The sequence below is a fragment of the Aeromonas sp. MTB genome, assembly GCF_056632455.1.
This window is the reverse complement of the sequence record NZ_CP147026.1, coordinates 1,723,206-1,736,148: the sequence shown is the minus strand read 5'-3', so window position 1 is coordinate 1,736,148 and position 12,943 is coordinate 1,723,206. Positions and strand designations below refer to the sequence as shown.

The 12,943-nt window shown below is 55.6% G+C and carries 9 protein-coding genes and 1 pseudogene; 1 reads left to right on the top strand and 9 read right to left on the bottom strand.

Annotated elements, in window-relative coordinates:
- Nucleotides 1-87: 87 nt before the first annotated feature.
- Nucleotides 88-1,306 (top strand): annotated as a pseudogene (locus tag WBR25_RS07985) (IS3 family transposase).
- Nucleotides 1,307-1,425: 119 nt separating this feature from the next.
- Here the strand turns inward: WBR25_RS07985 and WBR25_RS07980 are convergent.
- The 9 genes from WBR25_RS07980 to WBR25_RS07940 all read right to left on the bottom strand — a co-directional run bounded on the left by WBR25_RS07980 (nucleotide 1,426) and on the right by WBR25_RS07940 (nucleotide 12,940).
- Nucleotides 1,426-2,142: an SIMPL domain-containing protein gene (locus WBR25_RS07980; protein ID WP_181281650.1), complete on the bottom strand. Its 717-nt coding sequence runs from the start codon at nucleotides 2,140-2,142 to the stop codon at nucleotides 1,426-1,428.
- A 55-nt stretch (nucleotides 2,143-2,197) separates the two neighbouring features.
- Nucleotides 2,198-2,758, bottom strand: a complete 561-nt coding sequence (locus WBR25_RS07975; RefSeq protein WP_103251717.1) for a hypothetical protein — start codon at nucleotides 2,756-2,758, stop codon at nucleotides 2,198-2,200.
- 86 nt (nucleotides 2,759-2,844) lie between these two features.
- The gene (locus tag WBR25_RS07970) at nucleotides 2,845-6,237 is read right to left on the bottom strand and encodes a VWA domain-containing protein (protein ID WP_479749676.1); all 3,393 of its coding nucleotides are present in this window, start codon (nucleotides 6,235-6,237) and stop codon (nucleotides 2,845-2,847) included.
- A gap of 10 nt (nucleotides 6,238-6,247) precedes the next feature.
- Nucleotides 6,248-6,997, bottom strand: coding sequence for a hypothetical protein (locus WBR25_RS07965; RefSeq protein ID WP_479749675.1), 750 nt, complete (start codon nucleotides 6,995-6,997; stop codon nucleotides 6,248-6,250).
- Nucleotides 6,975-7,727 (bottom strand): hypothetical protein, encoded by a 753-nt coding sequence (locus WBR25_RS07960; RefSeq protein ID WP_479749674.1) that lies wholly within the window; start codon nucleotides 7,725-7,727, stop codon nucleotides 6,975-6,977. The genes WBR25_RS07965 and WBR25_RS07960 overlap by 23 nt, the downstream gene beginning before the upstream one ends.
- Nucleotides 7,705-8,457, bottom strand: coding sequence for a hypothetical protein (locus WBR25_RS07955; protein WP_479749674.1), 753 nt, complete (start codon nucleotides 8,455-8,457; stop codon nucleotides 7,705-7,707). The genes WBR25_RS07960 and WBR25_RS07955 overlap by 23 nt, the downstream gene beginning before the upstream one ends.
- Nucleotides 8,435-9,187, bottom strand: coding sequence for a hypothetical protein (locus WBR25_RS07950; RefSeq protein WP_479749673.1), 753 nt, complete (start codon nucleotides 9,185-9,187; stop codon nucleotides 8,435-8,437). The genes WBR25_RS07955 and WBR25_RS07950 overlap by 23 nt, the downstream gene beginning before the upstream one ends.
- Nucleotides 9,165-10,751 (bottom strand): retention module-containing protein, encoded by a 1,587-nt coding sequence (locus WBR25_RS07945; RefSeq protein ID WP_479749672.1) that lies wholly within the window; start codon nucleotides 10,749-10,751, stop codon nucleotides 9,165-9,167. The genes WBR25_RS07950 and WBR25_RS07945 overlap by 23 nt, the downstream gene beginning before the upstream one ends.
- A 263-nt stretch (nucleotides 10,752-11,014) precedes the next feature.
- Nucleotides 11,015-12,940 carry an EAL domain-containing protein gene (locus WBR25_RS07940; protein WP_479749671.1) on the bottom strand — a complete coding sequence of 642 codons (1,926 nt, stop codon included), beginning with the start codon at nucleotides 12,938-12,940 and terminating at the stop codon, nucleotides 11,015-11,017.
- Between the last annotated feature and the right edge of the window lie 3 nt (nucleotides 12,941-12,943).

The following is a 12,943-nucleotide window of genomic DNA, read 5'->3' as shown; positions in this document are numbered from 1 at the left end:
AAGTAAACACGAGCGTCGGCTTTTTTATATCTGCTGTCCCGTCCTGAATATGGTTTACACCTTTCCCCCCAATAAATGGAGAACCCGATGGGACAAGGTGTGAAACGGACACTGCGCGATTACTCGCTGACTTTTAAACTGGCACTGGTCGAGCAGATTGAAAAAGGCGAGCTCACCTACAAACAGGCTCAGGTGCGTTATGGCATTCAGGGCCGCTCCACCGTTCTGGTATGGTTGCGTAAACATGGTCGACAAGATTGGAGCCAGGGGCTTCTGTGCGTGCCGGCAGGAGCATCACCATGCCTGACCCCGACAACCAGACACCCGAACAGCGCATCAAGGAACTCGCGCAACAGCTGGCGCTGATGAGTCAGAAGGCCCAGTTTTTTGAGGCCGTCGTCGATGTACTGAAGAATGACTACGGCGTCTCCATCATAAAAAAGCGACCCGGCAAGTCCTCTCGCAGCGGCAAGTCGAGAGGCTGACCATTGTCAGGGCTTGCCTGTTTCTGGGGATAAGCCGGCAGGCTTACTACAAGCGCAATCGGGTCGCCGACGAGCGCCATGCACAAGGATTGCAGGTGGTGCGCTTCGTGCGTCAGGTTCGACTGCGACAACCTCGGGTGGGCACGCGCAAGCTGCATTATCTGCTGCAGGGTCAGGATGATGGCGGGCTCAAGGTCGGGCGGGACAGGCTGTTTCGGATATTGACCGAGCACCGCCTGCTGGTGCCACCCAGACGGGCGTATCACAAGACCACCCACAGTTTTCACCGTTTCTACCGTCATCCCAACTTGCTCAAGGCGGGGCCAGAGCAGGTTACGCCGGTGGCCCCGGAGCAGGTCTGGGTCGCAGATATCACCTATCTGCCCGCCAGGAGCGGGCCGCTGTACCTGAGCCTGGTGACGGATACCTACTCACGCAAGATAGTGGGCCATCACGTGCACGAAGGGATGCACGCCGAGTCGGTTGCGATGGCGTTCAAGAAAGCCCTGAAGCAACGGCGTGGCAGCGGGGAGCTAATCCATCACTCGGACCGCGGCGTGCAGTATTGCTCGGGGCTGTATCAGTCATTACATGAACGGTACGGGGTGAAGTGCTCGATGACGGATGGGTATGACTGTTATCAGAATGCGTTGGCGGAGCGGGTGAACGGGATTTTGAAAGGAGAGTTATTGTTGCAAAGCCCGCAGGATTTGACGCAAGCGCGGGAAATGGTGCGTGAAGCAGTGGATATTTACAACGCGGAGCGGCCGCATCATGCGTTGAAATACAGAACCCCCGATGCGGTACATAGGGGATTCTGAGTAGAAAAATGCTAGTTGAAAATGTGTAAACCTATTTCAGGACTAGACATGCTCGATGCGCAATAAAAACCCCGCAGCAAATGGCGGGGTTGTTCATGACTGGACTTAAACGACGGGCATCACTCCAGCAAGAAAACAGCCTCGATATTATCACTTACCGTGATCTGTTGTTGTTGATAGCTGTTGTCCGCCATATCCGGCGCGGGAGCAGCCATCGCCATGGCCTGCACCACCTTCAGGTTGCGGCTGTAGGCGGTAATGGGCGAAGCATTGCGGTACTCCACACTGTAGACCTTGCCAAGCTTCATACCGAACGCCTTGGCCAGAGATTCAGCCTTGGTTTTGGCATCCTCAACTGCTTTCAAACGGGCCTGCTCCTTGATGACCTGCGGCGACTTCAACCCGTACTCAATCTGGGATACAGACTCCAGCCCGGCTTTGAGGGCGGTATCCATCAGGGGGCTCAATTTATCCAGTTGATAGAGTTTGACCGCCAATTGCCGCTGGGCACGGTATCCCAGCAATACCGGCTTCTTGTTCTCGCCATACTGATATTCCGGAGAGACCATCAGGTTGCCAGCCTCAACATCGCTGCGCTTTATTCCCAGCCCTTCCAGTTGGCTGAAAAAGGCTGCGACCTTGGTATCGACCTGCTGCTTGGCCTTGAGGCCCTGCTTATCCAGTGCACTCACCGCCACATTGAGGGTGAGCATATCGGGTTCGGTCTTCTGCTCGGCATAACCGCTCACCACCAGATGGGGCGCTTGCGGCACTTCAATCGCCAGCAGCGGAGCACTGACAACCAGAGCGGAAAGAGTAAGAAGGGGACGCCACATAGAAAAAACCTCAATCGGAAAGATTGAGGCCATTATGCCCGTGCAGCTACGGGATTTATATATCGTGCAAGGGGGGGATCTGATCCAGTATCTGATTGGTCAGATCGAGACTAATGGTGACCATGCTGCCGGGATCCTGGCTCTGGTTTGCCATATCCAGCGCAGGAGCCGCGCCACAGACCAACACCTCATCATCGAAATGGAAAGAGTCCCACGACAGAACGTGTCCTTGCACCGCCTGTCCGATATTGGTGCCACCACTATCCTCCTCCATCGCAGACCAAGGGATGGTATCAGATGGCCCTAGCAAATCTTGCAACAACGGAGAGTGAAAACTGGCCAGCGGATACTCCTGCTGCCCCTGATGATGGCCAACCAGAATCATGTTATGGGCAGACTCGGTATCCATGACCGGCACATAAGTGATAGAGGCCGTAGCGAAGTCAACATAGAGCGAGCCCGCTACATCACCGGCCTCATTCTCAATCTCCATCCCATCCAGCCGATCCCCCGCGATCGAGGCCTGATAGCCAAACTGGCCTGCGCAGGTAATGTTCCCCTGCCCATCCCAGCTATAACGGATGCCATCAATGTCGACCCAGTTGAATGACTGCATGATTACCCCTCTCCTCTACTGCCGCTATCTTATCCATCCCCTTGAGGAAAAAACAGGGGCCAGGCAAGCCCGGCCCCAAGACAGGGTTACGGATCAACCTTCAAGTTACCGTCATCCAGCAAGTGCTTGATGATCTCCTGATTGGAGCCCAGTGAGGCGAGGTCGAGTGAATTCTGGAACTGGATGGTCAGTTCCGGGCTCCCACCGGCCCCGGCAGGATCTATCGTCAACGTCTTGGTCGTCGTGTTGAACTGCAGATAGTTGTCCAGCACGGCTGCCAGATCCTCGTTGTTCCCCACTGCAGGTACGCCGACCAGCAGATCCGAGAGATCCAGTACATCTCCACCATTGTTGGTATCACCTAAAGTGAAATCAGTAATGGTATCGATACTGCCGTCCGCATCCCCCGCCAGCCACTTGAAGCTGTCACTCTCCCCACCACCGGTCATGGTATCGCTGCCAAGGCCGCCGATCAGAATGTCCTTACCAAGGTCGCCCGTGAGTATATCGCTACCAGAACCACCATCCAGATAATCATCACCGACACCTCCAACAAGGGTGTCGTTCCCTTCCTGGCCAAAAAGGATATCGTTGCCACTGCCACCATATAGGGTGTCATTACCACCACTGCGGCTACTCTCCCCACTCAGCTCAGTAATATGGGTCCGGATGTAATCCACCGTCTGTTCACGTGTCCACCCATGACTGGACTCCAGCGTTTCAAATACCAGCCAACCAGAACCTTGGGGCAGATCCAGTCCCAACTCGCTGGCCAGCGTATCGGTATTGAGTACATCGCCAAACAGGATGTCATTGCCAACACCACCATCGGCCACGTCATTGCCGGCCCCCAGCAACACGGTAATCTGATCCCCCTCGGTCAGGGCTGCCGTCAACTGCTCGGCACTGGTCACAATCTGGGCATCGCCGATCGGAGCATTGAAACCCTGCTCGATCCGGATATTGTCTATCCGTACCTCAGCATTCCGGTCATTGGAGCTGTCGAGCAGTTCGAACACAAACCCGTATTGCCCGACAGGCAGTCCATCGGTTGTGATAGTGCTGTAAGCCGTCAAAACAGACGAACTAACGCCAGTAATGGTGCCCGTTTGCACTGGATTGAGCATATCCCAGAAACCACCCTCGAGTTTCACCAACTTCCAGGTGAAGCTGTCGCTGCTATTAACACCATTCAAGGCATACTGGAACTGCAGACTTGCTCCGGCTTGTGCCGCAGAAACCTGGATGGCATTGGCCACGGCGAGCGCCAATATTGTCCTGTCAGAATCAGAACCGGTTCGATCATCCCGGATCCGCAAGCTTCCATTCGTAACAGTATGCGATCCCTGAGCATCACCACTGAGCACCCATCCCGAGGCGGCATTTATGCCGCTACCACTACCAAAGGTGGCCAAGTCAAGGAAGCTGCCTGCCGAGTAAAACTGATCTGCCGTTTCTGTCGTGTTATCAAAGAACTTCAACAAATCCTTGTTAACATCATTGGTCACCCCGATTGCATTGACCTGACTGATGGCACTGAGTGAAACAAAAGCATCCACCGACTCCTTGATCACCTCAAATGTGGTGCTGTTGCCTGGTCCGGCGACCTGATTGCTGTCATTGAGGTAGTAAGTCGGGTTACCATCCGTGACAAAGAATGTCAGGTTCTGGTAACCGGGAGCAGCCTTGCTACCATCATTGAACCACTGCACGGCCTGATTGAACGCGGCTTCATAGTTGGTGCCACCATTGGCAACCAGTGCATCAATGGCATTGGTCAGGTTGCTCACATTACTGGCACCAAGCCCTACTATTGTCACACTCTCGCTGGCATTCGCCGCAAAACCAATCAAGGTGACATTGATCTCACCATCATGATCTTTCAACTGGTTGACCAAATGGGTCAGGGAGGCCTTGAGCATATTCAGTCGTGATCCAGCCATACTGCCAGACACATCGACCACCAGGGCAATATTGTAATTCTTACCCGGGATGAAATTGGTACTGGTGCCTCCGATGTCCCCCACCACAATATCGTGACCAGCACCGCCTGCAACCAGACCATCCAGACTACCGTTGGAGTTGGGCACCTTGTGATCATCATCCGTGCCGGGGGTCCCGGTAGTGTCGGGGGTATCCGAGGTGTTGCTGCCCACAACCAGAATATTGGACGCGACGGGAGGCTCATTGCTCTTGACCGATACAGTAAAGTTGGCGCTGGCTTTATCTCCATCGGCATCAGTCAAGGTAGCACTGAAATCAAGGTCAATATCAGGAGGCGTGATCTTGTCGATCACTCCGAAATTCTCGATCCTCACTGAGTCATTGCCATTCAGCACAAAGCGGACATAAAGCTGGCTGAACTCCCCATCGGGTTCTATGCTGGCCAACTGCATCGACCCTTTGAGTCCTGACAGAACAAGCTCTCCGGAATCGACGACGGTCACGCCATCGGCAGCATAAGCCACCCACTGTATGGTGCTGGTGTTGGTGTTGCCAACCCCGTAGACGTTGAAAGAGAGCCCATCAACGGCTGTCGTCGTGGATACCTTAAACCCTTCGTTATTGTCCAGGTTGCCGTTCTTAATCCCGAAACCATTGTTGTTCGGGTTGAGATTATCTGCATCACTCCCCGGCAGATCCTGAGGATTATTGACGCTGCCATTGAACAGCAGACCATCGAACAGGACACCAATACTGCCAGCAGTAACTCCGATCGTCTCAACAGGCCCGCCAGCACCGAACTGTGCTCCGATCGAGAAAGTCTGGGTTGGCTGGGGAGTAACCAGTTCAAAGCTGTAAGTATTGTCGTCACTGAGTGTCAATGTATAGAACACTTTAGGTGGCTGCCCACTACCATCAATGGTTGCTACCAGAGTCTTGCCATCAGTCGACAATGTTTCGGTGATCCCTGCCAAATCAGGCCATCCAGTCAGTTTCAGTCCACCAGTACCCAGAGGGCCATCAGCACCAAAAGAGACGCCAAACAATCCACCGGTGGTAATGTCGGCAACATTCATCACTTCCAGACTTTCGATGCCTGTGATCACGGGCATATCGTCTTCAATAACAACACTGACCTGCTTGGTATCACTCAAGTCACCATCACTGGCTGACATGTTGAAGGTAAATGTCTTCAGTCCTTCCTTATTGTCTCCAAATTCATGATCGATGGGCCCCAGCAAGGTGACGGTATATTTTCCAACCGGATCTACAGATACTTGTATGACAGGGAGCCCTCCCGCTGACCCCACCAGTGTCGCAGACCCCATACCACTCCACACAACTGGTAAACCTCCAGAGCTCAGGCCAGATGGAGCAGAAAGAGTGAACGTAAAGGTATTGCTGTCTATATCTGTCACATTTGCCGTCGCATTGGTCGAGGTGCTGTCGGTAATATCGCCGGGATTGGGTGAATTGTCTGGATTGGATCTCGGCAATCCCTCCTCGGATATGCGCAGATCCGAGACAGTCAGCATGGGAGCATCGTTAGTTGCAGTGACGGTCACGGTGAAGGGCTTGTTGTCTGCCCCCCTCGTCCGTGGTCCCCGCCACATTGCCATTCACGACCCCGCTCCAGTCCGCCGGCAAGGTGAAACTCGGCACACCAGCCACGCTCGCACCACTCCAGCTCCAGTCCCCTGCTACCTCTTCATCTTGCTCCCACCCTTCGCCCATCACTGCATCTTCCGGCACCCCGCTCAGGGTCACCGTTACGCTCGTCACCTCTTCCGACTTGTCCGCGTCGCTCGCACTCACGCTCAGCTGCGCCGCCAGCGATACCGCCACCGGTGCATCCGTTTCTGCTAGCACCAAGTTGGTGGCGCTGACACTGATATCCCCTTCCACTCCGATAGTGACCGTGCCACTGCTGTTGGCCGTGCCTTCATTGGTGGTCGCCACAACTGTGTAGCTGATGGGAGCGCCACTGTTACTGGTACTGCCCGCCACGCCTGCAGTCGAATAATCCGCCGGGAATACCAGCCCGAACGCCGGCAATACCCCGTTGACAGCCGTTACTGTCAGCTCGTTACCCACCAGATTGCCACCCACCGCCTCGGTCCCCGCCGGCAGGTTGTCGAAGGTGTATACCAGGCTGGTCCAGGTCTCTGAACCATCGCCATCACTGATACTCACGGTGTTGCTCAGCAGCACCTCCAACTGTGCATCGGTCTCGCTGGTCACCACGCTCAGTGCCTTAGCGTTGAAGTCAATGTCATGGCCGGCAGTGACGGTCACGGTGAACGGCTTGCTGTCTGCCCCCCTCGTCCGTGGTCCCCGCCACATTGCCATTCACGACCCCGCTCCAGTCCGCCGGCAAGGTGAAACTCGGCACACCAGCCACGCTCGCACCACTCCAGCTCCAGTCCCCTGCTACCTCTTCATCTTGCTCCCACCCTTCGCCCATCACTGCATCTTCCGGCACCCCGCTCAGGGTCACCGTTACGCTCGTCACCTCTTCCGACTTGTCCGCGTCGCTCGCACTCACGCTCAGCTGCGCCGCCAGCGATACCGCCACCGGTGCATCCGTTTCTGCTAGCACCAAGTTGGTGGCGCTGACACTGATATCCCCTTCCACTCCGATAGTGACCGTGCCACTGCTGTTGGCCGTGCCTTCATTGGTGGTCGCCACAACTGTGTAGCTGATGGGAGCGCCACTGTTGCTGGTACTGCCCGCCACGCCTGCAGTCGAATAATCCGCCGGGAATACCAGCCCGAACGCCGGCAATACCCCGTTGACAGCCGTTACTGTCAGCTCGTTACCCACCAGATTGCCACCCACCGCCTCGGTCCCCGCCGGCAGGTTGTCGAAGGTGTATACCAGGCTGGTCCAGGTCTCTGAACCATCGCCATCACTGATACTCACGGTGTTGCTCAGCAGCACCTCCAACTGTGCATCGGTCTCGCTGGTCACCACGCTCAGTGCCTTAGCGTTGAAGTCAATGTCATGGCCGGCAGTGACGGTCACGGTGAACGGCTTGCTGTCTGCCCCCCTCGTCCGTGGTCCCCGCCACATTGCCATTCACGACCCCGCTCCAGTCCGCCGGCAAGGTGAAACTCGGCACACCAGCCACGCTCGCACCACTCCAGCTCCAGTCCCCTGCTACCTCTTCATCTTGCTCCCACCCTTCGCCCATCACTGCATCTTCCGGCACCCCGCTCAGGGTCACCGTTACGCTCGTCACCTCTTCCGACTTGTCCGCGTCGCTCGCACTCACGCTCAGCTGCGCCGCCAGCGATACCGCCACCGGTGCATCCGTTTCTGCTAGCACCAAGTTGGTGGCGCTGACACTGATATCCCCTTCCACTCCGATAGTGACCGTGCCACTGCTGTTGGCCGTGCCTTCATTGGTGGTCGCCACAACTGTGTAGCTGATGGGAGCGCCACTGTTGCTGGTACTGCCCGCCACGCCTGCAGTCGAATAATCCGCCGGGAATACCAGCCCGAACGCCGGCAATACCCCGTTGACAGCCGTTACTGTCAGCTCGTTACCCACCAGATTGCCACCCACCGCCTCGGTCCCCGCCGGCAGGTTGTCGAAGGTGTATACCAGGCTGGTCCAGGTCTCTGAACCATCGCCATCACTGATACTCACGGTGTTGCTCAGCAGCACCTCCAACTGTGCATCGGTCTCGCTGGTCACCACGCTCAGTGCCTTAGCGTTGAAGTCAATGTCATGGCCGGCAGTGACGGTCACGGTGAACGGCTTGCTGTCTGCCCCCCTCGTCCGTGGTCCCCGCCACATTGCCATTCACGACCCCGCTCCAGTCCGCCGGCAAGGTGAAACTCGGCACACCAGCCACGCTCGCACCACTCCAGCTCCAGTCCCCTGCTACCTCTTCATCTTGCTCCCACCCTTCGCCCATCACTGCATCTTCCGGCACCCCGCTCAGGGTCACCGTTACGCTCGTCACCTCTTCCGACTTGTCCGCGTCGCTCGCACTCACGCTCAGCTGCGCCGCCAGCGATACCGCCACCGGTGCATCCGTTTCTGCTAGCACCAAGTTGGTGGCGCTGACACTGATATCCCCTTCCACTCCGATAGTGACCGTGCCACTGCTGTTGACCGTGCCTTCATTGGTGGTCGCCACAACTGTGTAGCTGATGGGAGCGCCACTGTTGCTGGTACTGCCCGCCACGCCTGCAGTCGAATAATCCGCCGGGAATACCAGCCCGAACGCCGGCAATACCCCGTTGACAGCCGTTACTGTCAGCTCGTTACCCACCAGATTGCCACCCACCGCCTCGGTCCCCGCCGGCAGGTTGTCGAAGGTGTATACCAGGCTGGTCCAGGTCTCTGAACCATCGCCATCACTGATACTCACGGTGTTGCTCAGCAGCACCTCCAACTGTGCATCGGTCTCGCTGGTCACCACGCTCAGTGCCTTAGCGTTGAAGTCAATGTCATGGCCGGCAGTGACGGTCACGGTGAACGGCTTGCTGTCTGCCCCCCTCGTCCGTGGTCCCCGCCACATTGCCATTCACGACCCCGCTCCAGTCCGCCGGCAAGGTGAAACTCGGCACACCAGCCACGCTCGCACCACTCCAGCTCCAGTCCCCTGCTACCTCTTCATCTTGCTCCCACCCTTCGCCCATCACTGCATCTTCCGGCACCCCGCTCAGGGTCACCGTTACGCTCGTCACCTCTTCCGACTTGTCCGCGTCGCTCGCACTCACGCTCAGCTGCGCCGCCAGCGATACCGCCACCGGTGCATCCGTTTCTGCTAGCACCAAGTTGGTGGCGCTGACACTGATATCCCCTTCCACTCCGATAGTGACCGTGCCACTGCTGTTGGCCGTGCCTTCATTGGTGGTCGCCACAACTGTGTAGCTGATGGGAGCGCCACTGTTGCTGGTACTGCCCGCCACGCCTGCAGTCGAATAATCCGCCGGGAATACCAGCCCGAACGCCGGCAATACCCCGTTGACAGCCGTTACTGTCAGCTCGTTACCCACCAGATTGCCACCCACCGCCTCGGTCCCCGCCGGCAGGTTGTCGAAGGTGTATACCAGGCTGGTCCAGGTCTCTGAACCATCGCCATCACTGATACTCACGGTGTTGCTCAGCAGCACCTGTACCGTGCCATCCGTTTCGGTCGCACCCGCATTCAGGGCCTCAGCGTTGAAATCGATGTCACCTTGTGGAGTCACTATCAGCGTCAAGGTTGACGTGACGATATCAGTGCCATCGGTAACCACATAACTCACGGTAGGTACGGCTCCGGAATAATCAGGAGCCGGGGTAAAGGTGAAAGAACCATCACTATTGATGATCAGCGTGCCAATTCCTGTCAGAGTCGACGACACGCCAGCAGGTACGTCTATGTTGCTCCCCCAGCTGTAACTGATGATAGAGGCAGCCTGCGGACCATCGGGGTTGGAACTGTTTGCCAGTAGATTACCGCTTGTAGAGCTATCTTCATCAAGCGAAATGACCTCGCTTTCATCTAGCAGGATATTCTCCAGCGGCTCTGGCTCAAGCAGCGGTTCAGCTGCTTGTTCAGTGTTGATAAACGGCTCGGACTGATAGGTGGTATCAAACCCTGCAGCCGCTATCGTGGCATCGCCTGTTCGATCAATTGTGACGAAACCACCATTACCACTGGCCCCCGCAACCCCACCAATACCGCCACCACCACCGGCCGCTGGTGCCCCACCAGCAGCAGAAGCCTCAAAGTTTTGAGTCGGGTCAACACCCTGCAGAATCGATTCTTGCAATGCGGCAATATCTGAAGGTGCGCCTTCCTGGCTGGCCGCCACTTGCGGTTGAGCAGGTTCAGCGGACTCGGAACCTGCCGGTACATCCGATGCTGGAGTATCGTCATAAGGGGAAAGAGCCAGCTTGGCGTCATCAGCTATGGCCAATTTTGCTCCGGGTTGGAGAATTTCCCCTTTTTGCAGAGGGCGGCTGCTTCCATCAGCCAGCACAATCTCCACATTGCCTTCAATAGCTGAGACAACCACGGACTTGTCGATGATTTGGGTACGCATATCCATTGCTCCAAGGTGACAGATCTTGATGTCTACACCGTAGAAGGAGATAGCGCGCTGTTCCGTTGCAAAAAAGCGTACATTCGAGAGGAATTCAACAAATGGACGGAAAAAAATCGAAGAGTTGGAATTTCTTAATACAAATCAGAACCCTAGACACAGCCCCATTCAAGGCTGACCTTGAGTTGGTTATAGAAAAATGGCGAAAAGAGAAGTGACTGGTATAAAAAAGGCCCCTATCGGGGCCATTTCCAGCATTTAATTCAAGACAATGGGAAGGCAGGATGAACAAATCCCTGGTAACCATCGATATGCAACTTGGAAAGCAGTTCCACTTGATGTTGATCCTCGACACGGGTCGCAATGGTGGTCACACCGGCATTGTGTGCGGCGCGACACACTGCGGCCAGGAATGAGGTGTCAGCCCCCGGCTCCATGACCTGACTGGTATAACCGTGATCAACCTTGACATAAGCCGGCGACAACTCCTCCAGATAGCCCAGAGACTGGAAGTGACGACCATAGTGGTCAACCCCCCACTGGAAACCATGAGCTTGCAAGGTGCCAACCAACGCAGCCACGTTGTCTTTATGTTTCATGATGGCAGCTTCAGGTATTTCAAATAACAACCGCTCTTTGAGCTCTGCATGCTCGGTCAGATAGCTCGTCAGCCAGGTTAAAAACTCATCCGAGCAGAGCGAGCCAGCAGTGATGTTGATCGCCAGTACCAGATCAGACTGTTTTTGCAGTAATGGAACGCAAGCATCAAGCACCGCTTGGTCAAACTCGCCACCCAATTTGAACTGTTCAATCGCGGGCAAGAACTGACCTGCAAAATAATCAGTGCCATCCCGAGAGATAGAAGCAAACAGCTCGGCATGCAACCTTGCTCCATTATCAAACCGGCAAGCTGGTTGGGCTTTGAAGCGCCAAAGTTGTCGTGAAATGGCATCTTGTACCAGATCTCGCCAGGCCAAACGCCCCATCAAACCTTGCTCGGCCCCCCCTTCCATCACCACAGCACCACGGCGTTCATTGCGCGCCTTGCCAAGCGCATTATCGGCTTTGGTCAACAAGGCAGAGAGATCATCATTACCATCACGACCGGCAATACCGATGACGGAGAGCGCATCCCCTTCGCCCATTGGATTCACCACCAGATCGGCAATGCGGCTATTAATCACTTCAGCCAGCTCTTTTAGCTGCGTCAGATCGTCAGTTGGACAGAGCAGCGCATATTCCGTCGCGGAGATCCGTGCCAAGGCTGCGCCATCCCACCCTTTTAATTGCTCTTTCAAAGCCTGAGCTATCGATTTGACCATGTTGTCACGGGCAGCAAAGCCTTCATCGCGATAGATATCATCCAGCATGTCGACCGCAACCAGCATGACGCCACCTTGGCCAGCCTCCGCTATCCATGCGTTTACCTGACCCACAAAATAGGCTCGGTTGCCAAGCCCCGACACGGCATCGACATAAACCCGCTCACGCAATTTCTCGGCCTCATCGGCTTGCTCTTTGAACTGCAACGCCAACTTGCTTGAAAGGGTGTTGATCGCCTGAACGACCTGCTTCAATTCATGGGTTTTAGGCTCCGGGATCGTATGGCCGAAATGGTGCAGCTCAATCTCGACGGCTTGATCACAGATCTGTTTGAGTGGCTTGAGCAAGTAATTAAGTGCTCTCATCAACAAAATGGTGGTAATCAAGAAACCGACCAGAAACCAGCTCGCCAGTTCGCTCATTCCGCGCCACAACTCGTAATAAGCCTGGCCCGGATGGCCAACCACTTTTAATTTTCCAAGCTGCAGCCAGCCAGACGTCAGAATTGACTCGTTGGATACCTCTGGAAACAGCCCCAAATTGATAAACCACTGCGGCACACCCTGAATGGTGTTGGTATTTTCCTGCTCGATAACATCCTTTGATGCCAGCAGATCCAGGCGAACCAGTCGATAATAGCCACCATCAAAAATGGCCTGGATCACCGACTCGGCACCGACCTTGTCACCGTTTTCCAGATAGGGGGTGAGCGCAAGCCCCAGCGAGGTTGCCGTATTGATGACCGTTGTTTCCTGTTGCTGCGCCAGATAAGTGCGGGTTGAATTGAATTGCACCCAGTATGTGGCCGCAAATAACAATCCAAACAGCAGCAGCATGGTGGCTAATAACTGTCGATAGAGCGTCATAGG